A 25,728-nucleotide genomic window follows, 5' to 3' on the forward strand; every position below is an offset into this window, starting at 1 on the left:
ATTTCTTATTCTTTTACAAATTCGATATATGTGAACTCATTAGAAGCTGCCTTTGTCGGCTCCTGATATGGCGTCCCCTTCAAAATTTTCTTAACTGGTACTTTAGCACCATTATCCATAAACAGGATAATCGGCATTTCTTCACTCATAATCCGCTGAACTTCGCTGTAAACAGCTTTTCTTTCTGTTTCATCGGATACCTGAACACCTTTTTCAAGTAATGCGTCCAATTCAGGATTAGAATAGCCCATAAAGTTCATCGAAGTTCCTGTACCTACACGACCGGAAACACCAGAAACATCAGGTCCTTGATATCCTGCAGACATTGTCATTTCAAAATCATGATTCAATTTAACCGTATCGCCCCAGGCTGCATATTCCATCATCGTCAGTTTAACGTCAATGCCGACTTCTTTTAGATTTGTCTGAATAATCGTTGCCGCATCTTTGAAATAGCTACTGTCAAAAAATTTCATCTCTGTTGAGAAATAAATCCCGTTGGCATCCTTTGTATAACCGGCTTCTTCTAATAATTGCTGAGCTTTGGCAATGTCGCGTTCCGGCATCTTGTACTGTTCATCCGCAAAGCCTGTGTTCGGAGCGATAAATGTCGAAGCCACAGCACCTGTACCGCCAGCACAGCGATCATAAATCATCTGACGATCAATACCATAGGCAATCGCCTGACGAACACGAGCGTCCTTAAATTTTTCATTCGTAACGTTCATCGTGACATAAGAACGATTCATGCCAACAACTGGATACACTTCATAGTTCGGATCATTGTCAAAATCATTGGCATTCTGCGTTGGGATTGACGTATAGTAATCTACCTCACCGGAAATAAATGCCTGCAGCGCAGTCGTTGCATCTGGAATAATAGAGTAAATGACTTTAGCGACTTTTGCTTTATCACCCCAGTAATCTTCATTCCGTTCTAGCACAATTTGAACGCCTTTTTGAAATTCAACAAACTTAAACGGGCCTGTTCCAACTGGTTTCATGTTGTATTCGTTTGTTGCCGTATCCGTACCTTCATACAAATGCTTCGGCATAATAAACGTTCCATACCAAGACAATTTCGCAATCAAGGAAACATCCGGGTATTTCAGATTCATGACGACGGTATTATCATCCGGACATTCAATCGATTCAACAGATGCAAAGCTGTCGCTCTTATTCCATTTTTCTGCAATTAACGTGTCATATGTCCATTTAACATCCGCGGAAGTAAATGGCTCCCCATCATGCCACTTCACGCCTTCATGGAGGTGGAATGTAACCTGTGTGCTGTCTTCGTTCCATTCCCAAGTTTCTGCCAGATCAGGAAGAACTTGATCATAGGCATTTAATTTAACCAAACGGTTAAAAATGTTCTGGTTTGGTCCCCAAGCGTTGTCATCTGATTTAAAATCCGGGTGAAAGCTGGATGGGTCATTGGCAACAACTGCGACCAGCGTGTCATTCGTTGTTTCTGGAGTTTGTTCAGCAGGAGCGTTATTCTTGCCGCCGCACGCTGTGAGCGTCAAGGCTGCAATTAACCCTACTGCAAACAATTTGATTATTTTTTTCATAAGTTTCCTCTTCTTTCTTTATTTATTATATCAGATGTCATGTGTTATAAAACAATGAAAAACGGAGAATTTATGTAAAAATCCTCCGTTTTCTGAATTTTTTTATTTTTTCAGCGTAACATACGTAAATTCGTTCGTTGCCGCTTTGTCTGGAACCTGATATGGTGTACCGTCAAATTTCGCCTTGACAGGAATAACCTGACCATTGTCCAGTAACAGAACTATTGGCATATCTTCGCTCATCAGACGCTGAACCTCATCGTAGGCTTCCTTACGAATTGCAGGATCCGAATTCTGAGCGCCTTTTTCGAGTGCTGCTTCCATTGCATCGCTGGAATAACCCGTAAAGTTGTTCGATCCGGTTTTTCCAACACGCATATAGATACCCGAAATATCGGGTCCCTGATAGCCTGCCAACATTGTCATATTGAAATTACGGCCTTCCTTAACCTGATCACCCCAAGCTGCGTATTCCATCATATTCAGATCCACTTTAATACCCGCTTCTTTCAGACTGGACTGAACAATTGCCGCTACATCTTTGAAGTTTCCGCTTTCAAACGCGTCCAATGTTACCGTAAGATAATAGCCGTCAGCGTTTTTCTTCAATCCGCATTCTTCCATCAGGGCCTGAGCCTTCTCAATATCGCGTTCAGGCAGTTTGTAATTATCATTCAGATAGTCTTTAAACAGTGGCGAAACAAAATATTCCGGCAAAGCGCTCACACCATTTCCCATACGGTCAACAATGGCCTGCCGATCAATCGCGTAAGCCACCGCCTGACGCAGCTTCGGATTGTTAAACGGTTCTTTCTCCATATTAAACGTCAGATAAGTTCTGTTAATGCTTAAGAAGGAGAAGACTTCGTAATTCGGATCATTATCGAAGTCGTGCAAATTGGCAGTCGGCAAGCTTGTCAGATAATCAATTTCACCATTCTTAAATGCTTCCACAGCCGTATTGGCATCCGGAATAATCTGGAAAACCAAGCGTTCGATTTCCGGCGCACCGCCGAAGTAATCCTCATTCCGTTCTAAAGTTACACTCTGTCCGCTCTTGTATTCGACAAACTTAAACGGCCCCGAACCAATTGGCTTCTGCATTGCCGGATTTCTTGCAAAGTCCGGATAAGCTGGATCATTCCAGATATGTTCCGGCAGAATGAAAGTTGCATACCAAGCTAATAATGGAACAAGTCCGGCATCCGGATTCTTCATATTGAAGACTACGGTCAGATCATCCGGTGCTTCAATCGTATCGACATTGACAAAGGTGTCTGATTTCGACCATTTGTTTTCAATTATCGTATCATATGTCCATTTAACATCCTTTGAAGTTAATGGTTCACCGTCATGCCACTTCACGCCGTCGCGCAGATGGAAGGTGAGCGTCATATTATCGTCGCTCCATTCATACGAAGTAGCCAAGTCAGGAATCGGCACATCCCCTGGAGCCAGTTTATACAACCGATTGAACAGGTTCTGAGCCATCGGCCACAAGTAGTCGTCCGACTTCATATCCGGATTAAAACTGGATGGATCACCTTCAACACGGGTGATAAACGTACCGATCGTTTCTGTATTCTCTTTATCAGAATCCGTTGTCTGTGTTGGTTTATCCCCGCCGCCTGAACACCCGCTTAGCAGCAAAGCGACACAAAGCAGGGCTGATAGAATCTTAACGCTTTTTTTCATACTCTATTTCCTTCCCTTTCTTTAAAAACAAAAAAATTATGGAGCTTGATCACTGTCCAATAGAATCCCTCCCATTCACATAAGTTTATGATACAAGTGGAAGAAAAAGAATTCAAGCTTTTTTCTGTAAATATTTCATATATTTTGAAAATTGTTTTTCATAGCAAAGACACATTTTCAAAACTGATCATAAGAAAAAGACACGCCCAATTTGAGCATGTCTTTAAAAGGTTGTATGAAATTATTCAGCGCGGTATGTGTAAGTGTACTCCGAAGAAGCTGTCTTATCAAACAATTCAATCGGCATACCCTTCATTTCCTTTTTAATCGCATATTTGTAACCGTTGTCGATAATAGGGATGATCGGCAGGTCAGCCCGCATGATCTTCTGTATTTCTTTATAACATTCGATTCTTTCTTCTTTATTAGACAGAGTTACACCCTTTGCTAACAAAGCATCCAATTCAGGATTGGAATAGCCGCCGATATTCATCGAAGCGCCAGTTTCAACACGTCCGGATACACCAGCGATATCTGGTCCCTGATAGCCGGCCAGCATCGTCATTTCAAAGTTCTTGTTAACCTGAACTTTATCCTGCCAAGCCGCCATTTCCATCATGTTGATCTTCAGATCAATACCGGCTTCTTTGACGTTCTGCTGAATAACCGCAGCCAGATCTTTCCAGTTGCCGCTTTCAAAAGCGTCTAATGTGATATGCATATAGTAGCCATCTGCATCTTTTGTATAACCTGCTTCTTCCAGCAGCTTCATCGCTTGTTCAACGTTGCGTTCTGGTAATTTGGAATCTTCATCCAAATATTCCGTGAAAGCATGAGAAATCATGTACTTAGATGGTTCGCCAGCAGCCATGGTTCTATCCCAGCACCCCTGGTTATCAATCGCTAACGCGAATGCTTCACGGACACGTGGATCCTGGAAACGTTCGTCAGCTAAATTAAATGTGACATAAGTACGGTTGATGCCCATTTCTTCATAGAAAACATAGTCCGGATTACCTTCCAGTTCACCATCATGAGCTGCCGGGATCATACTGCACAGATCGTCGACTTCACCATTCATGAAAGCTTCCCACAATGTATTATCATCATTGATGATCGCAAACTTCAGCGTTTTAGCATATGGCTTATCTCCCCAGAAGTCATCGTTGCGCTCTAAGGTTACATACTGACCGGCCTTGTATTCAACAAACTTGAACGGTCCGGTGCCGATTGGATTCTGGTTTGCCGGGTTCGTCGCAGTATCTGTACCTTCATAGATATGCTTCGGCATAATGAAGGTGCCATACCAAGCTAACTTCGCAATAATCGAAACATCCGGAGTCTTTAAGTTCATGACAACGGTGTTGTCGTCCGGACATTCAATGCTGTCAATGTTGGACAGATTGTCCGCTTTCGCCCATTTTTCAGCGATTGCCGTATCATAAGTCCACTTAACGTCAGCGGAAGTAAACGGTTCGCCATCATGCCATTTTACGCCATCATGCAGGTGGAATGTCAGGGTCATACCATCTTCACTGAATTCATACGACTCAGCCAAGTCTAAGTTAATCGAAGTTTTAGAACCTAATTTAACCAGACGGTTAAAGATGTTCTGGTTGATCGGCCATGCGCCGTCATCGGACTTGAAGTCCGGGTTGAAGCTCTGCGGATCCTGCTGTGTGACCATGATCAAAGTCTGATCAGTAGGAATTCCGCCATTTTCGCCGCCTGTCTGTCCGCCTTCGTTGGTTCCGCCGCCGTTGTTATTCGATCCACAACCAGCCAGCGTTAAGGCCAGAGCCAGACACACGACTAAAACTTTAAGTAGTTTTTTCATGTATTCTTTCCTCCTCTATCGATTGTTATGATGCAATCGTTAGAATAATGATAAACGATTTCACAGGAAATGTGAAGGATTTGTGATAAATGAAAAAATAAAAATCATGAGTTTTCGGTAAAATTCATGAAATTATTCATTGAACAATGCAAAGATTTTCATTTTTTGCGGTACTTACTATAACAAAAATCACAAATTGGAAAGCATGGCCTGGGTTGAATACTTCCTGTCATCAACAAACTACGCCCCGGACAAATTCGACATTTTTTCCTCAATTCACATTTTCTACAATCACTAGAATCTTCTAAATTCAAATACTGTTCAAAATTCTTCCAAGCTTCATCAAAAGTATACTCATCTAAGCTATATTTCCATTCATGTAGCATATTACACATTAGTAAGTCATTATTAACAGACAAAAATGCATTATACCTGCCAGAGCCGCAATGAATAAGACGATTTTCAGGCAAAAATTGATGAATATTGACCCAGCCTTCTTTCTCCATACTATCGTCCTTGTGATATTTTTCCAGCGATAACATTTTTTCAATTGGTAGTTGATATTTCAAAGTTGGCGAATTCATGCTATCTACAATTAATGAATCAAATCCAAACTTGATACCTTCTTTTATTGCGAATTCTCGAATATTAAAAAAATCATCATAATTTTCATTCAAAACAAAAGTTTTTAAGTATAGCTTAATATTGTTTTCTTTTAACTTATAGACATTCCTGATTACTTTACGAAAATTCTTTGTACCTGTAACATTTAAATACGTTTCTTCGCTAAATCCATATAAAGTTATTTCTACTAGATAAGGCTTATACTTACTCAATAAATCAATTGTTGCATCATCTAAAAGTGCCCCGTTAGTAAATAAAGTAATTACACATCCCTTTTTTATTGCATGAGTATATATCTCCGGGAAATCAGGATTTAAAAAAATTTCTCCACCTGTAAAATTTAAAAATAAACAGCCTCTTTCAACAACAGTATCAATAAAGTTAATAGCTTTCTCTTTTTTAAAAATCTGTCCTTTTTGGACACATAGCAATGTAAACATCTGAAGTTACATTGCTGTGTTAGTTCTATTTCACAAGCTAAAGGGACCCTATGTTTCGAAGCTTCAAGGAACATTTCTGTTATCACTGTATTCATTCAGCTACCTCAATGATGCCGGATTTTATCAAATTTTCCAAAACATTATTAACGTCATTTATCAGTGTTTCTTTCTCCACACTATATTTGTTAGATAGTATATTCAAAATATCAGCTATACTGTAATCTTGTTCTAAAAACTCCAGTATCTCTCTGGCAGTAATGTTCATAAATAATGCATGGCTCATATCTGGCATTTCATCAAAAACAGGAATGATAAAATATTTGTGTCCTATTATTCGTTTTAAATGGGGTTTAACATTATAATTACGCATCTTTTAATCTCTCCTCATTATATAAAACGGGAAGAACATTATCTTCCCGTTTTATAATTAGTCTCTACAATCTCTAAAAATCTGGTACTGGTCATTTTCATGTTCTACAATTTCTTCATTAACTAAATCAACAGAAACAATGGATGGCTTTACGTATTTTTCCATATTTATCCCCTTTCTTTAAATGAACTGTATTTCTACTTTGATTATAGCATTTTATAATTTTATAACAATGAGGTAAGAATTCTTTTTTATTATTAAATAACAAAATGATAAAAAACCCTTATTTAATTAATCATGTAATATTTTTACCGATTTTTCTGCAGATAATCCGCAACCAGCATCCCGCTTTCAAGCTGAACGGCAATCAGCTTGCGAATCGGAATGACCTCGTAATGCAGTTCTTTTTCAGCGATTTCCGCACGCTTGGCAAATTCCTTTTCTCCCTCATCATGAATACGCTGCAGACGCTGCGCGGCTTCTAAGCTCGGATTCTTTGCTAACTCATGCTCGCAGGCGCGGATTAAGAGCGTCCACTGCAGTAATACACGGTACTTCGGGATTTCCAAGTTGTCAAACGCTTCGGATTCCTTGCACAGATCATCATAATTGGAATCCTGACGGATAAAATCGCATTCCTGACGGTAATCTTCCTCAAAATGTTCATAACCGTTGCTGACCATCTTTGCAAATCCATTGTCATCGCTGATCAGATCGGCGATCTGATCATAACGGAGCTTGACAGCCTTGCGGTTTTCATGCAGGATCTCACGGCCTTTTAAAGCAGCTTCCCGGCGTGAAAAATCCATCAGCTTGTCACTTTGAATCCGCGGTTCATAGAAATAAGGCAGCTCCGTGACCAAGGTCGTCGTATCATAGCCCTGCTGCAAGGCATAATCCGCACTGCTGGTGCCGGTCGACATCAGCTTTTCCGGAGCGACAGTGCCATATTTCTCATTGTAATCATAAGTATCTTTGGAACTGATCATCGGATAGATCGCCTGAGAGAACGGCGTGATGTAGTTAACCTCCGGCTCGCCTAAGTGAAGCGGAATATCCTGCTTGGCCGTCGCCGCGTAGAACTTATCCCACAGCTCCGGAATTTCTCTTGTCAAATACCAATACGTTCCGCCGAAGCCCGCATTATGCAGCGAATACATAAACTGCGGCTGAATCTTATCAATCAAATTCATGAGGCAAACGGTTTCCGGAATCGGCGTATCATAAGTATAATTTTTGTAGTGGAAAGGGAAATTCCATTCTACCTGTTCATAGCCTGCCGGACGGAAGTAATGACGGGTAAAGTTTGTCAGAGTAATCGGCCCTTTAAACCAACCTTCATTCAGCTGCGTGCCATCCAGATCAATGCTTTTGATCAGATACCACGTATAATCCAGTTCGCTGCGCAGCCCTTCGTCCTCCGCTAAAGCGCGGGAGAAATACTCCAGCAGCATGGCTCCCATCGGTTCATTGGGATGCGGACAGCCAAACATCAGGGCATTGCGGCTTCCCTTGCCGATCTTCAGACAGTAGATCGGATGCCCTTTGCGGGATTTTCCAGCTTCAAAGATTTCTACGATATCCGGAAATTCGGCAGCCAGTTTTTTTGAATTTTCATCCATTTCATCAACCGTCAGAAATTGTTGATAATCAGGAATGTTGTCGATCAGTTTTTGAATAAAATCAGCCATGTTTCATTCTCCTTTTCTCTTTCATGGTTATCATTATATCAGAAAACAGGCAAATCGGTTGGATTTGCCTGTCTTTTTCTTCCTGCTTTGAATTATTGATCCATCCAGACTTTCGCCATTTCATAGGTTCCATACAAGCTGGCCATTTCTGGTTCAAACGGACTGTTGTGAATATAGCTCTTCACCGGATACACGGCTGTAAAATCCTTCAAAATAACGATCGGAACATCATCATGCATGATCTGCTGGACTTCTTTGTAATAAGGTGCGCGTTCTTCTTCAGAGAACACCTGAACTCCTTTGTTCAGCGCTTCATCCAACGCTGGGTTGTTGTACTTCGTCAGATTCAATGAGCCTTCGGAATGCACGCGGTTGCGGATCGCGGAAACGTCCGGTCCCTGTCCGCCGGAACACAACGCGATATCGAAATTGTAATCGTCAATAACTTTGGTCATCCACGCGCCCATTTCCAGGACATTCAGCTTGACGTCGATGCCGATCTGCTTCAAGCTGTCCTGCACAACAATGGCGGAATCCTTGAAGTCGCCGGAATCAAAGGTTGTTAATTCACAGCTGAAATAGATTCCGTTCGCGTCCGCCGTATAGCCTGCTTCTTCGATGAGCTTCCGGGCTCCCTCAACATCATAAGCCGGGATCTTGGCGTCATCATTGAGCGCCCATGGGTACATCGGCGAAATGTAGTATTCGGATACAGCGCCGAAGCCCTTCGCAGCTTTATCCAGAACGGCCTGGCGGTTGACGGCCATATCAACAGCCTGGCGAACGCGGACATCCGCAAACGGATTTCCTTCGCCAATATTAAACGACAGATAGGTTCTTGAGCTGGAAACATACTGATAAACGTTGTAATTCTCAGGATTATCAATCAATTCCTGCAAATTCGAGGTCGGCACACCGCTCTGCATATCGTCAACTTCACCGTTGAGATAGGATTGGTATGCTGTCGAAGCATCCGGGATAATCGAGATAATCAATTTATCCAGATACGGTGCGCCGTCCCAATAATCCTCATTCCGTTCCATTTCGATCGAAACCCCCGGGGTGTACTTGACAAATTTAAACGGACCAGTGCCGATGGGATGCATGTTGTGTTCGTTCTGCGTCCAGTCTGTCCCCTCATATAAATGCGCCGGCATAATCCAAGTGCCCAGCCAGCTCAATACGCTGACGACGGAAGCATCCGGCTGCTTGAGATGGAAAACCGCTTTATAATCCCCGTCGGCCGTGACAGAATCAATCATGCTTAGCGTGTTGGACTGATAACCCTCTTCCAATACCTTTGTAAAAGTCCAGACGACGTCTTTGGAGGTAAACGGTTCGCCGTCATGCCATTTCACATTTTCACGCAAATTAAACGTTAAATCCATACCATCTTCGCTGAATTCCCAATCCGTAGCCAGATCCGGCACCACATGGTTGTCGACAGTCATCTTAACCAGGCGGTTAAAAATATTGTATGTCGCCGGGAGCTGCAGATCGTCGGTCTTCATATTGGGGTTGAATGAATTCGGTTCGCCATGGCTGCGCATGACATACGTTCCCCCCTGAACCGGCTCGCCGGTCTGTTGCTCTTCATTCTCAGACTTAGGTGCTGCCGTTTGGCCGCCGCCTGCGCATCCGGTCAAAGTCAGCGCTAAGCACAGCATCACCAGCATGCTTTGAAACAGTTTCTTCATATTGTTTTGAATCCTTTCTTTTCTCCCCTAGAGATTAATCTCAGTTTACTGCTTTCTGTAAATCAAGTCAATCTCTTTCTATTTGTTTTTATATTTTTTCAGAAAACTCTTTCACAAAATGAAAATGAGTCCGATCTTAAGATCAAACTCATTTCCTCAGCTTCGTTCCTATTCTTCAATCCAGACCAGCGAGAATTCATTGGAAGCCACAGAGTGAATGCCCTCCTCAGAATACGGATGACCATGGATCGTATTGCGAACCGCTACGGTGAACGTCGCTTCCTTCACTGGAACAATCGGCAGTTCTTCCGCCAGGATCACCTGCGCCTTTTTATAAATTTCAGCGCGTGCGGCTTCATCGGTTGTCACTGCGCCTTCATCCAGCAAAGCGTCCAGTTCAGCATTCTTGCAATGGGCCAAGTTGAAGGCACCGGCAGAGTGGACACGCATCGAGATAGCGGACGCATCAGGACCCTGCGATCCGGATAACATCGCCATCTGATAATCGCTGTCAACCTGAACTTTTTGCTGCCATGTTCCCATTTCTGTAACATTCAGCTTCACATCAATGCCGATTTCTTTTAAATTCTGCTGCAGAACCGTCGCGGTATCCTTGAAATCACCGCTGTCAAACAGATCCAGAGTTACAGAGAAATAGATTCCATTGGCATCTGCCGTATAACCAGCCTCTTCAATCAGCTTGCGGGCGGCTTCTACATCCCGGGCTGGAATGGTAACTTCATCATTCATGGCCCAGGCGAAAACCGGACTCATGTAATACTGCGGGACAGCGCCGATTCCCTTAGCGGCCTTATCGAGAACTTCCTGGCGATCTATACCCAGATTGACCGCTTCACGCACACGAACATCATTAAACGGTTCTGCATCAAAGTTAAATGTCAAATAAGTGCGGTTATTAGAAGCTCTTTCATAAACCGTATAATCCGGATTGGCTTTCAGACCGGCGATCTCATTGCTTGGGATATTCAGCATCAAATCGTCCACTTCGCCGTTCATATAGGCCTGATAAGCTGTATTCGCATCCGGAATGATCGTAAAGATCAGTTTATCCAGATACGGAGCGCCTTTAAAATAATCTTCGTTGCGAACTAAAGTAATGGTCTGCGATTTCTCGTAGCTCTCAAACTTGAACGGACCGGTGCCAATTGGATGCATATTGGCTTCATTGGTAGCCCAATCTGTATTTTCATAAATATGCTTCGGTAAAATGAAAGTGCCTAACCAGCCCAATGAGCTTAAAATGGCAGCGCTCGGCGCGCTCATCTGAATTACAACGGTATTCGCATCCGGACAAGTAATCTCCTCAATCATCTTGAAGCTGTTGGACTGGAATCCTTCGGTACGGATCATATCCAGCGTCCACTTGACATCTTCCGAGCTGAACGGCTCGCCGTCATGCCATTTTACATTGTCGTGCAGATGGAATGTCAGCGTTTTTCCATCTTCGCTGAATTCCCAGCTTTCCGCCAGATCTCCGACCAATTCCGTCGAAGCTGTCGTTTTAACTAAGCGATTAAATACGTTCATTGCGGTATAAGTCGCCATGTCGTCGCCCTTGACATCCGGATTAAAGCTGGCCGGATCGCTCGGCTGACGAACGATGTAGGTGCCTCCCTGAACGGGCTCGCCGGTATCGCCGGAGGGTGTCTGCGCATCGCCGTTTTCTTTCGGCGCGGATGAACAACCCGCCAGCATGGCCAGCGCTAACAGAGCTGTCAGTGCTTTTCTTGCAAATTTCATCTTTCTTTCTCCTCGATTTCTATTTTTCCTTCCTTGCCGGAGCGGTAAACTCCCCACCCTTAGTCCGCTTTCCACACAGACTTATTGGTGAATGAAGGAAGTAAAGTTCTGAAAAAAGGCCCATCTGAAATATCAGATGAGCCTGGAACGCCATTTACTTTTCAGCGTCGTTGCCGACAAAATGACAGGACACGATATGACCATTGCCCAGATCCTTGGCTTCCGGATATTCCTTAAAGCACTTTTCACAGGCTTGATAACACCGCGGAGCAAAATAGCAGCCCGGGCCGGTGTTGATCGGGGTCGGCGGTTCACCTTCAATTTCAATGATTTCACGTTTTTCCAGCGGATCCAAAGATGCGCAGTTGGAAATCAGAACTTTGGTATACGGATGCTGCGGATTGTGCAGAACCTCATCGGTAATGCCTGTTTCCACGATCCGGCCCAAATACATGACCGCCACCCGGTCGGAAATATAACGGGTAGTCGCAATATCATGACTGATGAAAACCATCGCCGTGTTTTCTTCCTTGCTTAATGTCTGCAGCATGTTGATGATATCGGCACGGATTGAAACGTCCAGCATGCTGACCGGTTCGTCAGCAACTAAGAACGTCGGACGCAGCAGCATGCTTCGCAAAATCGAAATACGCTGCAGCTGGCCTCCGGACAATTCATGCGGATGACGATAGATATAATCTTCAGCCGGTGCCATTCCGGCGTCTTCCAACGTCTTAATCATAATGTTATGGCGTTCTTCCTCATTCGCGCCGATTTTGTGCAGCTTTAGGACGCTCATAAAGATTTTTTCGATTGTATAACGCGGGTCAAAGGTATCAAACGGATTCTGGAAAATCATCTGGCAGGTCCGGCAGAATGCCAGGCGGTCTTTCTTTTTCAGCTGTGTGCTGGACACGCCGTTATATAAAATTTCACCAGCCGTCGGGTCTTCCAGATGAATCAAGACGCGGCCCAATGTCGATTTACCGCATCCGGATTCACCGATAACGCCCAGAGTTTCTCCTCTTTTCAGTTCAAAGCTAACGCCGTCGACAGCTTTGATCGTCTGCTTTTTGCTGACTTTGCCATCCTGCTTGGTCACCTTTTTCTGGATATACCAGCGGGTCAGGTCTTTTACCTGAATAACTGTATCCGACATCGCTTATTCACCTCCTACCTTGTGGCAGGCAACCTTCCAGTTGCCCTTTCCATTGACAGTCTTCAATTCCGGCTCTACCGTGCGGCACTTTTCAGTCGCAAACGGACAGCGCGGAGCGAAAACACAGCCTGGAATTTCCTGACTTAAATCCGGCAGCGAACCCGGAATACCGCGCAGGTCGTTCTTCGCTCCCTTAAAGGAAGGGAACGATTTGAGCAGACCCTGTGTATATGGATGCTGCGGATTGACTAAAACGTCTTTCGTTTCGCCGCTTTCCATCAACCGGCCGGCATACATGACGGCAATCTTCTTGCAGGTGGAAGCAACGACGGATACGTCATGGGTAATCATGATGCGGGTAACATTCAAATTCTGTTCCAAGCTCATGATTTCACGCAGAATCTGGCTCTGTGTCACAACGTCCAAAGCCGTTGTCGCTTCATCCAGAACCAACAGACGCGGATTATGAAGCAAGCTCAGCGCAATGGAAACACGCTGCATCATACCGCCGGATAATTCATGCGGATATAACTCATAAACACGGTCGGACAGGTTAACAACTTTAAACAAATCATAAACCCGCTGTTTGATCTCTTCTTTTTGTGCATTTGGGAAATGCACACGGTAAACGTCTTCCATCTGAGCTCCGACTTTATGCACCGGACTCAGCGCGCTCATTGACTTCTGGAAAACGATCGACAGATCGGTCCAGCGCAGCGCATCCATTTCATCCTTGGTTAACTTTAACAGATCCTTGCCGTTGTAAAGAATTTCGCCGTCGACCTGCGTAATCCGCTGCGGCAGTAAGCGCAGTACGGCACTGGCCAGCGTGGATTTGCCGGAGCCGGATTCACCAACAATACCGATTGAATCCTGTTCCTCAATTTCCAGACTAACATGCTGACAGGCATGGACCTTTTTGTCTTTCATAATATAACGTACATTGACGTTTTTCAGTTCTAATAATGCCATTTTTTCCTTCCTCCCTAGTTATTGGCGTCCATCTTAGGCGAGAGCACGCGGTTGAGGCCGTCACCGATGAGGAAGAATGTCAGAACGGTGAAGACAACGGCAACGCCGGCAAAGGTGGAAATCCACCAGCCCTTCGGCATATACTGCTTGCCATGGTAGATAATCTGACCCCAGCTGACGACGTTTGGATCACCTAAGCCCAAGAACGACAGGCCGGCTTCGGACAGGATCGCGCTCGATACGTTCATCGTCGTCTGCGCGATAATCGGGAAAATTCCATTTGGAATAATATGTCTGAACATGATGCTGAAGCGGCTTTCTCCCATCGCCTGAGCACTCTTAACAAACGTTCTCTCCTTCAAGGAGATCGCCTGAGCCCGCATCAGACGGGCGTTGCCAGTCCAGGAAGTCAAACCGATAACGATCATGATATACATGATATTGCTGCCAAACAGCGCAACGATGATCAGGATCAAGAAGAACGACGGCGTCATCAGGAAGAAGTTCATGAACTCTGAGATGAAGCGGTCGATCTTGCCGCCGAAGAAACCGGCGATTCCGCCGATGCAGGTTCCTAAGATACCGGAAATGCTCGCGGCTACAACACCGATCATTAATGAAGTCCGTGTTCCATAGATAATTTCGCTTAAGACGTCGCGGCCTAAACCGTCTGTGCCCAGGATATGTCCCGGGGTGCCCGGTCCAGCAACCAGCGCATCATATAATTTATACGGATCACATGGAGCGATAATCGGTGCAAACAGCGCTACACAAAGCAGGACGATCAGAAGAATCACACCCATGCGCAGCTGCGAGTTCTTCTTCAATACCCGCATTACCGCCTGAAAAATATTGTCTTTTTTCATTGTTCAGTTCCTCCTAGTCGTAGCGAATCCGCGGATCGATAAAGCCGTAGAGGATATCGACCAGAATCATCGCGATACAGATAACGACGGATGTGACAAGGTAAATTCCTGTCAGCACCGGATAGTCACGCTTGGAAATCGAGCTGAACATCAGTCGGCCCATCCCCGGCCATGCGAAAACGGTTTCGATTAAGACGGAACCGGAAAGCAGAAAGGCCAGCGACATGCCAAGAACTGTAACGGTCGGCAGAATCGCATTGCGCAGAACATACTTGTTGAAAATCCGGCTTTCCTTCATGCCCGTAGCTTTGAAGGTTGTAATGAAATCTTCCGACATGACCTGCAGAACGGAAGAACGTGCGATGCGGAAATAATACGGCGTCTGCGTCAGCACCATCGTTGAAATCGGCAGCACCAAATGGCGGCAGACATCCGCGAAGTACGCAAACCCTTTATAATTGGCTCGCAGGTTCACCATCCCCGAAGTCGGGAACCATTTCAGCGATGAAGCAAAGATCAGAATCATCATCAATCCGAGCCAGAATCCCGGCGTCGCATCGAACACATACGAAATGCTGCACACAAAGCGATCAAACCGCGATCCATTTTTGCGTGCGGCGTAGATTCCTATCAATGTACCAAAAGTGACTGACAGCAGCACTGCGGTTAACGACAGCGCCAGTGTCGGGCCGATCTTCTCGCCGATCAGTTTAATGACGGATTCGTCACTGATGTAAGAATAGCCTAAGTCCCCCTTCGCTACATTGCCAAGAAACATGACGAACTGCTCCGGAATGGATTTGTCCAGGCCATATTTTTGCTGCAGTGCTTCGATCATCTCTTCGTTTGGATTATCCGTACCCGCCATAATGCGGATCGGATCGCCTGGGGCCAATCGGATCAACGTAAAGTTGAAGCAGACCGACAACAGGACAACGAGAAGACCACTCAATGCACGTTTTCCAATATAACGTTTCATTTCAAGATTTCCTCCTTTTACCTAAAATCTTTTTCCTCTGTCCTCTCAAACGGGAAAATAAAAATGTAAAATTTTCATAATTTTACATTCAATGAAACATAATTTCATTGCTTTCTATTATACACGAAAATCCGTCAAATGGAATAACCTGAAAAGAATTTTCCTGATTTTTTTACCATTTTGCGCCGTTTTTCTTATTTTTTACATTCTTTTTCAGAAAGCGCTTGTAAACCTGAACTTGTGCAATTTTGCCGCTGGAAGTTCTCATTTTTCCCTTTAGAATAAGCCTGACAATAATCACATGATGTTTAGCGCCAGTGCGCAATGCGTTCTTTTAAGACCTGAACCGCAGCGTCACAGTCGCCGTCATATCCTGTCTGTCCCAGAACGATATTCGGTTTGGTCGTGCCGTGGAAATCACTGCCGAAGGTTTCGGCCAGACCCCAGCGTTGGCAAACCTCATGGTAAAACTGCCGGCCGCGTTCATCGTGATAGGAGCTGTAAACCTCAAACCCGTCAACACCGCCCTGACGCAGCTGATCCGCCGCGGTCTCATCCAGCTTCAGATTCTGCATCGGATGCGCTACGATCAGCGCGCCGCCGCATTGATGCACATAATCTGTGACCTGCTTCCACTCCGGCAGCCGCAGCTCAGCATAACCCCAGCAGCCGACCGCCAGCTGATCCCAATAGAAATTGGCGATTGGATTGGCACTGCGCTCTCCGCTTTGATAAGGGACTAATAAAGGATGCGTCTGCGTGGCCAGCAGTTCCTGAGTGATTTCAACATTGGTATAAGGCCGCCCCTTGGCCCGTTCAAGAATCGCCTGTTCATTCAGCTTTAAGCCATAGTGCTCTTCAATCAGCTGCAGCCGCTGCCGGCCTGTCCGCCGCAGTTCCTCGATATAATGATTTTTTAACCGGGTGAATCCGGGATCCCGCAGATTGCAGCCATAGCCTAACAAATGCACGATATTGCTTCCGAAAAAACAGTCGATCTCAATCGCCGAGAGTGTTTCAACACCGGCCGCCTCGCCCTTGCGTTCCAATTCCAAAGCGCCGTCAATTTCATTGTGATCACTCACAGCGATCAGATCCAGCTGGTTTTCACGCGCCAGTTCCAGAATTGTATCAATTGACTCCGTTGCGTCAAAACTGGCCGAGCAGTGGATATGCAGATCTGCTTTCATCCTTCATTCCTCCTTGAAAGGTGGTATAATATCCCATGAAAAGAGGGATCCTATGCCGAATCTTTATAAAACAATTTTACAACAATGTTCACAACAATGTGAACTTCTGATCGTCTCCAAACATCGCTCAGTCGAACAAATTCAAGCCTATTACGATCAGGGGGCCCGAAATTTCGGCGAGAACCGCGTCCAGGAGCTGCTTCAGAAAGCACCGCAGCTGCCCCAGGATATCCGCTGGAATTTTATCGGACATCTGCAGCGCAACAAAGTCCGCGCCCTCATGCCTTATATCAGCCGGCTCTGCTCTCTGGATTCACTGGCCTTAGCCGCAGTCGCAGAAAAGGAAGCCGCCCGCTTGAACCGGACGCTGGGTGTTCTGGTCGAATTTAATCTAGCGGAAGAATCCAGCAAAACCGGTCTGGCAAAACAGGAAGCCGCGGCTTTTTTCCAGGCTCTGCAGCAATATGAACACCTGATCCCGGAAGGCATCATGGTGATGGGACCGCACGTCGATGACGAAGCGGCGATTGCCGCTGTCTTCCATGAAGCCCGCGCACTGTTTGAAGAACTCAAAGCGCAATGGGGTGGTGAACACTTTACCGTATGTTCGATGGGGATGAGCCACGATTACCCGATCGCCTTACGCGAAGGATCGACCCAGCTGCGCTTGGGAACGATTTTGTTTGAGGATCCGTCCTCCATTTAATCGAAAAAGGCCCAGCCGCAGTACACATAAACCATATAGATCACAAAGCCCTGAATTCCCAGAAAATTGAAAATGGATTTCAGCTGCGGGAAAACGATATAGCCCAGATCCCACAACAGGAAAAACATCAGAAAGAACGAGATGACGAGTTTTTTAAACCACGATTCATCTCTTCTTTTTTTATGGATATGCAGACTCAGGCCGAAGGCAAACAAACTCACGGCAATCGCAATCGTAACCAGCACCGATCGAATCGAAGCCGGCAGATAAAGCTGAAACAGCCGAACGATCAGACCGCTGACGATCATGATCAGAAAGGGAATGCCGTATCTTCTGGCAAAGCTCATAAACTCACTCCTAACTTAACGGTTTCTATTATACATGACTTCGACAGAATCTGACAAAGAAAAATTCCCGGGTCTTTCGCCTGTCCATTCCTTTCTGCTCGCTCATACCTTGACGATAGAGGAGGAGTGTTATGGCCCATCTGATCTTTTTAAGCCTGCTGGTCAGCCTGGATGGTTTTTTCAGCGGCTTCAGCTTCAGCCTGAAGAAAATCCGCATCCGGCTTCCGCAGCTGCTTTTGATTTCGCTTTGTCCGCTGGTTATCGTTGCCGCGGTGATGTTATCCTCACAGTTATTAACTGCCGGTATTCCAGCGCAGGCCTCCAAGGGGTTAGGCTTCGTCCTGTTTTTCTGTCTGGCCTATCTGTCCTTTGCGGATGCGTTGAAAAAACGCAGTTCCAGTTCGCCGTCGTTAATCGCCGTGATTAACAATCCCGCCCGTTCGGATCTTGATCAAAATCAGCACTTAAGCAGCCGTGAAGCCCTGCTTTTAGGTCTGGCGCTGAGTCTGGACAACGCCGTTTTGGGATTCAGCTTCGCCCTGGATAAAGCGCCGGTCTGGTCTACGGCGCTGTGCTTTGCGGTTGTTAATTTTCTGTTAGTCAAAGCCGGAAATCTCTGTCAGACGCTGCCGTTTGTGCGGCGCATGGAAAAAGGCAGTGAATATCTGCCTTCGCTGTTGTTTCTGATTTTAGCTTTCAGCCGCCTGCTTTGACGAACATTTCAAGCTGATCCAGCGCCCATTGAAGTGTTTCGCGCCGCACGCCGACGGATAACCGCACATGCTTTTCCCCCCTTTGTCCAAACAGGGTTCCCGGCAATACGGCGACCCCGGCCCGCTCCGCCAGCTGCAGCGCAAAGTGTTCACTGCTTTCAGCATTGGCAGGAATGGCGGGAAAGCAGTAAAACCCGCCGCCGGGGCAGGGACAGGATAATCCGATCGCGTTTAAGCGCTGCCAAGCAGCCTCGCATTGTTCTTTGACTTCCTGACGCCAGGACTCCGCCGGCAGCGTCAGCGCCGTGCAGGCTGCCTGCTGCACAAACCCCGCGACGCCCGACACCAGCGCCTGATGGGTTTTTAACAAAGCGGCTTCCCACCGCCGCGGCGCGCTGATCCAGCCCAGCCGCCATCCGGTCATCGCATAGGTTTTGGAAAAGCTGCCGATAAAAATAACGCGGTGGCGATAGGGGCGCAGCACTTTAAAATTGAGCGGCTGCCAGCTTAACTGTTCATAGGCAGCGTCGACAATCAAAGCTAAATCGTAGTTCTCCGCCAGCATCCCCAATTGATTTAAGGCTTCCGCGGATAAAACCTGACCGGTTGGATTGTTCGGACTGGCGACGATAATCGCCCGCGTACGAACACTGATCAGACGCTCCATCCGAGTGATATCCAGCTGCAGATGCTCATCCGCCGCGCAGGCCACCGGCACGGCCGAAGCCAGGCTGATCACGCTGCGTGTCCCCGGATAACCGGGATCACTGATTAAAACCTCGTCCCCAGGGTTCAGCAATGCCAGGCAGCAAACGGCCAGTGCTTCCTGCGCTCCGTCTGTGACCAGCACTTGATGGGGATGAATCGTCCAGCCGCGCAGCTGACGCTCCCGTTTCGCCAGTTCCTGACGCAAAGACTGCAGGCCGGCTGCCGGAGGATAGTGCGTCAATCCCTGATCCAGCGCCGTCTTGGCCGCTTCAATGATTCGGCTGTCAGTGATTTGCGGGGGTTCGCCCAGGGTTAATTCTGCGCGCGGACTTAAATCATGCAGGCGGCTTGTCCAGGTACGGATCGGACTGACCGGCATTTTTCGTACTTCTTCATGAATTCGCATAGTTGCCTCCTTCCCTTTCATTGTATGAAAGATTCTTTTCAATTCTGTGCAATTCAGTTATAATCAAGTCATTAAAAAGGAAAGAAGATGATCCCGATGTCTTTTATGAAACAATCCGCCAATCTGCAGCCGATTGAAGATACGGTTTTCGCCGTTGTTTCCATGGCGAAGCAGGATATCGCCGAGCATGGCGCAGACGCCGTCGTCGATGCCACAATTGGTTCACTTTACGATGAATGCGGCAAGCTTGTCGCTTACCAGAATGTTTTCGACCACTATAACGCCATCGCTAAGGAAGTGAAGGCTGCTTACGCTGCCAGCTTTACCGGCAATCCCGGCTATCGTGCTCAGGTCAAAAACTGGGTCCTGCAGGATCAGCCAATCCATCTGAACGCTTCCGTCATCGCCACGCCCGGCGGTACCGGCGCTGTCAACATGACGATGATCAATGTCCTGGAACCAGGACAGACTGTTGTCCTGCCGGAAATCTGCTGGGGTTCGTATAACCTGATGGCCGCCCAAGCCGGACTGCAGACAGCTGCTTACTCGATGTTTGACGGCGATCACTTCAATCTCCCTTCCTTCAAGGAAACGTGCCGACGCGTCATGGCCGATCAGGGACGCTTACTGGCAGTGATCAACGATCCTTGCCATAACCCAACCGGCTATTCCATGACCCTCGATGAATGGCGGCAGGTCGTTCGCTTCCTCAACGAACTGAGTGAACAGGGCCCCTGCGTCATCCTGAATGATATCGCTTATATTGATTACAGCTACCAGGGACAGCATAGCCGCGATTACCTGAATTGCCTTAACGCCATGAATGAAAACGTTCTGACGGTGATCGCCTTCAGCTGTTCCAAAACCCTGACGTCTTACGGTCTGCGCTGCGGTGCTGCCCTAATCTTAGGGCAGGATGAACAACGTGTGCGCGAAGCGGAAATCGTTTTTGAAAAAACGGCTCGCGCGACCTGGAGTAACATTCCCAATGCGGCGATGGAAAACTTCACCTGGATCACCACGGAAAACCGCGCTGCCTTTGAATCGGAAAAACAGATCTATGTCGATCTGCTGAAACAGCGCAGTGCCTTATTCATTCAGGAAGCCGACGCCTGCGGGTTGGCGTATTATCCTTATAAGGAAGGCTTCTTCGTCACCCTGAAAACACCGGACAACAACCTGCGCGATCAATACCACGAAAAACTGATCGCCAATCATATCTATACGGTGAAAGTCAACAAAGGCATCCGGGTCGCCGTTTGTTCGTTAAGCGTCGCAAAAGTCAAAGGACTGGCTGAACGGATGAAACAGATCCTCAGCACGCTGCAGTAATCAGTACCCACGGTACGCTTTGCTGAATCCGCTGTATTAAAAAACTTTTAAATCCAATCTGTAACAGATGAGCTGCTTTCAATCGGCTCATCTGTTTTTTTCATCACGAATACACGGCAAAATGTCAGATAAAACCCAACGGAAACAACGCATCCGTTTCTGCTCCAATCTTTCTCAGCGTTTCATTGTTCTATGTTGTCATCGCAAATATTTTAAATACAAATTAAAATTATCAATCTAAAAATCAAAATAAATTAAATAAATATTGATATTTTTAATTGACAAACAAACATACAAGACATATCATAGAAATAAGAAGAGGTAAATGCCATGAATGAAACGAAAACACTGAAGCTCTGGAATAAAAACTTTATCCTGCTGTGGCAGGGAACACTGTTCTCCACTTTCGGGGATGTTCTTTACAGCATCTGCATCGGTTATTGGGTCTACGAAAAAACCGGATCCACTGCCCTGATGGGCTTACTGAGCAGTATATCCATGTTCGTCGCGATGTTTCTGGGGCCCTTCTGCGGCGCGATCATCGACCGCAGCCACCGCAAATGGATGATCGTCGGCACGGATCTGATCCGCGGTTCAACCATGATCGGCTTGGGGCTTATCGCTATGAGTCAGCACTTGGAAGTCTGGATGGTTTTGGTTACGGCCTTGATCGCCGCCTTATGCAACGCTTTCTTCACCCCGGCTTCGATGACCGTCATGACCGATCTGGTCATGCCTAAAGATTTAGTCCGGGCTCAGTCGCTGGCTGGCGGGATGCGTTCCTTGGTCGCCATGATCGGCAAGGGACTAAGCGGAGCGATCATTGCCTTTCTAGGCGTTCCCTTTGTCATTTTGCTCAACGGAATTTCACTGCTGATATCCGCCTTGACCGAATGCTTTATTGATGTGCCGCGAGCGCCGAAAACCGGTCTGCCCATCAGCTTAAAGATCTTATTGGCTGATTTAAAAGAAGGCGCCCGTTATGTTCTGAACGACCGCTGCTTCCGCATCATCGTCGTGATCGCCGTGACAGCCAATTTCTTCGGTTCCGGCATGAATGCCGTATTTCTGCCGTTTTGTTTAGGCAAGGGACTGGACGTTGTTCAGTATGGCTATCTGATGTCGCTGCAGTCGATTTCTGCCTTAATCGGGACGATTGTCATAGGCACGCTCAACATCAAATCTGAATTGCGGATCAAGATGATGTTGTTCGGATTCCCGCTCAGTTCCCTGTTGTTTGCCGTGTGCTATTCGATGCAGACATTCAACACCCTGGCGCTGTCCTTTTTGATCACGTTCTTTGTCAGCGCTGTCGCCAACGCAATCCTCAACGCCGCCTTCATGCTTGTCATCCCGCGTGAGAAACGGGCGATGATTTCCGGCTTCATCATGATGGCCTCCAGCGGCGGTCAGGCTTTGTCCTCACTGGTATTTGGTTTGGTTGCCGAATTTGTGGATCTGAGTTTCTTGGGTACCGTTTCCAGCCTGATCTCCATTCTACCGTTTGCCCTGATGTTCATCTATCCAGAAGTACAGAAACGCTTTTTGCAGGCAGAATTAAGTCCTGAATTATAAGCATCCTTCATTTTGCTCAGGATAAATCAAGGATCGCTGAACGCATTTTCATGAATGCGTTCTTTTTTTCTGCACGCAAGAAAGTGATGCTTCGCTTCATTCTGAAAATCAAGACCTTTCAGAACTCCACTCTGTTTCTTGTCAAGGGAGTAAACCAGATCTCCGATTCCTTTCTACTCTTACTCTGCTTTCAAAGCACAGGTCTTTCTCAAAGGTTTCTTCCTTTCAGTCTGTTTACGGCTCACAATTCTTCAGTTTCCCTCCGCTCCCAAAAACTATCCTCTATCCTGTGATACCCATCCGAATCCGATTGAAGAACTGCGATGTTTTACTGTTCATGATTCAATCCGCAATTGAGTTTGTTTCATTATTTTCTTTTTCTACTAGAACTTTCCCATTAAACAAAAAAATCCGGAAAATTTCCGGATTGCCGATTACGTCTTGTTTAAGCTTCTTATTTTGATCAAACACCTTGACGCTGATCAGCGTCGATTCCTGCCATAAAGATTGGCGAACGGCTTTCTCAGCGCCATATACAGCACGACGGAAACAAAGACGCAGATCACCGCATTGAAAGCTGTCACCCCGCCGGTCCAGGTCAGAATAATCGCCGCGGCTTCCGCATTGATCTGCAGGATAAATCGTTTGAATAAGTAACCGATGATCGGATCAAAGATCACATTGAAGCCTAACCCGGCAATCGCGCTGATAGCCGCAATTTTAACGGCTTGCCGAGAATTCTCCGCCTTGGCCAAACCTAACTTCTGTCCAGCTTTTCCAGAAATATAACCGATACAGAATTTCAGAAAAAATGTTTTCGGTGCTGAAGCAACATAGCGCGGGTCCAACAGATCCGCAATGGATAGGCCAATCGCTCCTGCGATTCCGCCCTCCACAGGTCCCAATAAAAACGCCGAAACCACAACGACGGCATTGGCGACATGAATCGCTACCGAAGATCCGGCCGCCAGCGGAATATCAATCTTCAGATAACTGAAAACCACGTAATTGATCGCCGCAAAGATCGCGATAAAAGCCATTGTCCTTGTATTCTTTTTCATCTTGATTCCCCTCTTCCTTTACGCTGCCGCATTTTTATGCCGGTTTTCCCTGGCTGGGAAACTTGACAACCTTTTTCTATTGTAATACAAAACCTTGCGGCAGGGAACTTTTTAATGCAGGGAATAACTTTGGACATGCATTTTCCTGTGAATCATTGATTCAAATTCTTTCTTTATCCTTGAAGCATCATAGAAATCCCCGGGAGAGTATCCCGGGGATAAGTACAGCCTCATTTCTCTGTTTACTGTTCAATCCAGACTTCGGAGAACTCATTGGTTCCCAAAGTTGTTGATTTTTCTTCTGACAGCGGATGATTGTGAATTGTGGCTTTGATCGGATAACTGTAAATTTCATCCGTAACAATCACCATCGGCAGATCCCGCTTCATGATTTCCTGAATCTGCTTATACACTTCTCCGCGCTGCGCCTTGTCTGAAACAGCAATTCCCTGCTTCAGCAATTCATCGACTTCTGGATTGGCATATTTGGAAATATTCAGCGATCCGTTGGAACTGATGCGATTTTCAATCGCATTGGCATCGGGTCCCTGAGCTCCGGAGTTCATCGCCATATCAAAGTTGTAGTTATCCAGGACTTTAGTCTGGAAGTTGGCAATCTCAGAGATATTCAGCTTCACTTCAATGCCGATTTCTTTCAGCTGCGCCTGAATCACTGTGGCCGTATCTTTAAAGTTTCCGCTTTCAAAGGTATCCAGCGAACAGGTGAAATAGATTCCATTTTCATCCTTCGTATAGCCGGCTTCCTCAATCAGCTTCATCGCCGCTTCACGGTCCATCTCTGGAATCCGGGCCGTTTCACTCATCGCCCAGTCAAAAACCGGCGACATATAGGTTTCGGGTACGCTGCCGATTCCTTTGGCGGCCTTGTCAAGAATTTCCTGACGATTTAACGCCATATCGACAGCCTGACGAACGCGGACATCCGCAAACGGACCCTCTTTCAGATTAAACGAGAGATAGACGCGGCCGGTCGCAACATACTGATAAACGTTGTAATTCGGATCCTGTTTCAGCGAAGCGATTTCAGAGGACGGTGCCTTACCGAGGATATCGTCAACTTCGCCGTTCTGCCAAGCTTGGAACGCTGTCGATTCATCCGGAATAATCGAGATGATCAGCTCGTCAATATAAGGCGCGCCTTTGAAATAATCTGCGTTGCGTTCCATCCGGATGGCGACGCTCTTTTCATAAGAAACAAATTTGAACGGTCCGGTGCCGACAGGCTGGAAGTTGGCAGGATTGGTGGACCAGTCATAATCCGGCGTATCGTAAATATGCTTCGGCATGATAAACGTCCCCAGCCAGCCGATCGTCGCAACGATCCCGGAATTCGGCTCGGAAAGATGGAATACCGCGGTATTCTCATCCGGACAGGTAATCTCGCTCAGCTGTTTGAAGCTGTTGGATTGATAACCTTCCGTCCGGATCTTGTCAAACGTCCATTTGACGTCTTCCGAGCTGAACGGCTCGCCGTCATGCCATTTCACGCCTTCATGCAAATGGAAGGTCAGCGTCAGCCCATCCTCGGAAAACTCCCAGCTCTCCGCCAGATCGCCGACGACTTCATTGGAAACCGTCTGTTTGACCAGCCGGTTAAAAATATTCTGATAAGCAACGACACCCCAGTCATCGACTTTCAGATCGGGATTAAAGCTGTAAGGGTCCCCCGCGCCGCGGACGATATACGTTCCGCCTTGAATCGGTTCGTTGGAAGCAGATGCGGTCGGTGCGGCAGTATTTTCTCCCTGAACTGCGCAGGCTGTCATCATGACGGCACAAACGCCGATGATCATTTTCTTTATCCAGTTTTTCATTTTCGTTTTCTCCTTTTTCTAAAACCTTAGTTCATCCGTTTTAGAAAAGCAGTGCTCCGGAAACACCGGTACATTTCACCTGTTTCACACTCTCATGCCCCCTTTAATCAAACACAAAAAATCCGCCTTCTGTTTAGAAGACGGATTGATCAATCCGTGGTACCACTCCTATTATCCTGCCATAAAAACA

Annotated in this window: 21 protein-coding genes; 4 read left to right on the forward strand and 17 right to left on the reverse strand. The window is 46.4% G+C overall.

Annotated elements, in window-relative coordinates:
• Nucleotides 1-5 precede the first annotated feature (5 nt).
• The 13 genes from BN162_RS17860 to BN162_RS08280 form a co-directional block, all read right to left on the reverse strand.
• Nucleotides 6-1,574, reverse strand: a complete 1,569-nt coding sequence (locus tag BN162_RS17860) for an ABC transporter substrate-binding protein (protein WP_020224604.1) — start codon at nucleotides 1,572-1,574, stop codon at nucleotides 6-8.
• 102 nt (nucleotides 1,575-1,676) lie between these two features.
• Complete coding sequence (locus tag BN162_RS08225; protein ID WP_020224605.1) at nucleotides 1,677-3,269, reverse strand: ABC transporter substrate-binding protein; 1,593 nt, start codon at nucleotides 3,267-3,269, stop codon at nucleotides 1,677-1,679.
• A 241-nt stretch (nucleotides 3,270-3,510) separates the two neighbouring features.
• The gene (locus BN162_RS08230) at nucleotides 3,511-5,106 is read right to left on the reverse strand and encodes an ABC transporter substrate-binding protein (RefSeq protein ID WP_020224606.1); all 1,596 of its coding nucleotides are present in this window, start codon (nucleotides 5,104-5,106) and stop codon (nucleotides 3,511-3,513) included.
• Nucleotides 5,107-5,264: 158 nt separating this feature from the next.
• The gene (locus BN162_RS17865) at nucleotides 5,265-6,170 is read right to left on the reverse strand and encodes a radical SAM protein (protein WP_020224607.1); all 906 of its coding nucleotides are present in this window, start codon (nucleotides 6,168-6,170) and stop codon (nucleotides 5,265-5,267) included.
• Nucleotides 6,171-6,261: 91 nt separating this feature from the next.
• Nucleotides 6,262-6,540: a PqqD family protein gene (locus BN162_RS08240; protein ID WP_020224608.1), complete on the reverse strand. Its 279-nt coding sequence runs from the start codon at nucleotides 6,538-6,540 to the stop codon at nucleotides 6,262-6,264.
• A gap of 308 nt (nucleotides 6,541-6,848) precedes the next feature.
• Nucleotides 6,849-8,231, reverse strand: a complete 1,383-nt coding sequence (locus tag BN162_RS08245) for a M14 family zinc carboxypeptidase (protein WP_020224609.1) — start codon at nucleotides 8,229-8,231, stop codon at nucleotides 6,849-6,851.
• 92 nt (nucleotides 8,232-8,323) lie between these two features.
• Nucleotides 8,324-9,928, reverse strand: a complete 1,605-nt coding sequence (locus BN162_RS08250) for an ABC transporter substrate-binding protein (protein ID WP_020224610.1) — start codon at nucleotides 9,926-9,928, stop codon at nucleotides 8,324-8,326.
• A 168-nt stretch (nucleotides 9,929-10,096) separates the two neighbouring features.
• Nucleotides 10,097-11,689, reverse strand: coding sequence for an ABC transporter substrate-binding protein (locus BN162_RS08255; RefSeq protein WP_020224611.1), 1,593 nt, complete (start codon nucleotides 11,687-11,689; stop codon nucleotides 10,097-10,099).
• 154 nt (nucleotides 11,690-11,843) lie between these two features.
• Nucleotides 11,844-12,848, reverse strand: a complete 1,005-nt coding sequence (locus BN162_RS08260; RefSeq protein ID WP_020224612.1) for an oligopeptide/dipeptide ABC transporter ATP-binding protein — start codon at nucleotides 12,846-12,848, stop codon at nucleotides 11,844-11,846.
• Between the two features lie 3 nt (nucleotides 12,849-12,851).
• The gene (locus tag BN162_RS08265; protein ID WP_020224613.1) at nucleotides 12,852-13,820 is read right to left on the reverse strand and encodes an ABC transporter ATP-binding protein; all 969 of its coding nucleotides are present in this window, start codon (nucleotides 13,818-13,820) and stop codon (nucleotides 12,852-12,854) included.
• Nucleotides 13,821-13,834: 14 nt separating this feature from the next.
• Nucleotides 13,835-14,686 carry an ABC transporter permease gene (locus BN162_RS08270; protein WP_020224614.1) on the reverse strand — a complete coding sequence of 284 codons (852 nt, stop codon included), beginning with the start codon at nucleotides 14,684-14,686 and terminating at the stop codon, nucleotides 13,835-13,837.
• Between the two features lie 13 nt (nucleotides 14,687-14,699).
• A complete protein-coding gene (locus BN162_RS08275) occupies nucleotides 14,700-15,665 on the reverse strand; it encodes an ABC transporter permease (protein ID WP_020224615.1) in 966 nt (321 codons plus the stop codon).
• Nucleotides 15,666-15,973: 308 nt separating this feature from the next.
• The gene (locus BN162_RS08280) at nucleotides 15,974-16,855 is read right to left on the reverse strand and encodes a PHP domain-containing protein (protein WP_020224617.1); all 882 of its coding nucleotides are present in this window, start codon (nucleotides 16,853-16,855) and stop codon (nucleotides 15,974-15,976) included.
• Between the two features lie 52 nt (nucleotides 16,856-16,907).
• On the opposite strand from BN162_RS08280, the gene BN162_RS08285 reads away from it, so the two are divergent.
• Nucleotides 16,908-17,561, forward strand: a complete 654-nt coding sequence (locus BN162_RS08285) for a YggS family pyridoxal phosphate-dependent enzyme (protein WP_020224618.1) — start codon at nucleotides 16,908-16,910, stop codon at nucleotides 17,559-17,561.
• Here the strand turns inward: BN162_RS08285 and BN162_RS08290 are convergent.
• Entirely contained in the window at nucleotides 17,558-17,908 is a 351-nt protein-coding gene (locus BN162_RS08290) for a hypothetical protein (RefSeq protein WP_020224619.1), read from the reverse strand. The genes BN162_RS08285 and BN162_RS08290 overlap by 4 nt on opposite strands.
• A gap of 131 nt (nucleotides 17,909-18,039) precedes the next feature.
• Here BN162_RS08290 and BN162_RS08295 point away from each other — a divergent pair, with 131 nt between their 5' ends.
• On the forward strand, nucleotides 18,040-18,621 hold the full coding sequence (locus tag BN162_RS08295; protein WP_020224620.1) for a manganese efflux pump: 582 nt from the start codon (nucleotides 18,040-18,042) through the stop codon (nucleotides 18,619-18,621).
• Here the strand turns inward: BN162_RS08295 and BN162_RS08300 are convergent.
• Nucleotides 18,605-19,735 (reverse strand): pyridoxal phosphate-dependent aminotransferase, encoded by a 1,131-nt coding sequence (locus BN162_RS08300; RefSeq protein ID WP_020224621.1) that lies wholly within the window; start codon nucleotides 19,733-19,735, stop codon nucleotides 18,605-18,607. The genes BN162_RS08295 and BN162_RS08300 overlap by 17 nt on opposite strands.
• Nucleotides 19,736-19,831: 96 nt before the next feature.
• Between BN162_RS08300 and BN162_RS08305 the strand changes: the two genes are divergently transcribed.
• Both BN162_RS08305 and BN162_RS08310 read left to right on the forward strand, forming a co-directional pair.
• Nucleotides 19,832-21,067: a pyridoxal phosphate-dependent aminotransferase gene (locus BN162_RS08305; protein WP_040451860.1), complete on the forward strand. Its 1,236-nt coding sequence runs from the start codon at nucleotides 19,832-19,834 to the stop codon at nucleotides 21,065-21,067.
• Nucleotides 21,068-21,397: 330 nt separating this feature from the next.
• Complete coding sequence (locus BN162_RS08310) at nucleotides 21,398-22,642, forward strand: MFS transporter (protein WP_020224623.1); 1,245 nt, start codon at nucleotides 21,398-21,400, stop codon at nucleotides 22,640-22,642.
• A gap of 482 nt (nucleotides 22,643-23,124) precedes the next feature.
• On the opposite strand, the gene BN162_RS08315 is transcribed toward BN162_RS08310, so the two are convergent.
• Together BN162_RS08315 and BN162_RS08320 are read right to left on the reverse strand one after the other, a co-directional pair.
• Nucleotides 23,125-23,703, reverse strand: coding sequence for an ECF transporter S component (locus BN162_RS08315; RefSeq protein WP_020224624.1), 579 nt, complete (start codon nucleotides 23,701-23,703; stop codon nucleotides 23,125-23,127).
• Nucleotides 23,704-23,945: 242 nt separating this feature from the next.
• Nucleotides 23,946-25,538, reverse strand: coding sequence for an ABC transporter substrate-binding protein (locus BN162_RS08320; RefSeq protein WP_020224625.1), 1,593 nt, complete (start codon nucleotides 25,536-25,538; stop codon nucleotides 23,946-23,948).
• Between the last annotated feature and the right edge of the window lie 190 nt (nucleotides 25,539-25,728).

The organism is Holdemania massiliensis AP2 (assembly GCF_000327285.1).
In the GTDB taxonomy this organism is placed as follows: Bacteria; Bacillota_I; Bacilli_A; order Erysipelotrichales; family Erysipelotrichaceae; genus Holdemania; species Holdemania massiliensis.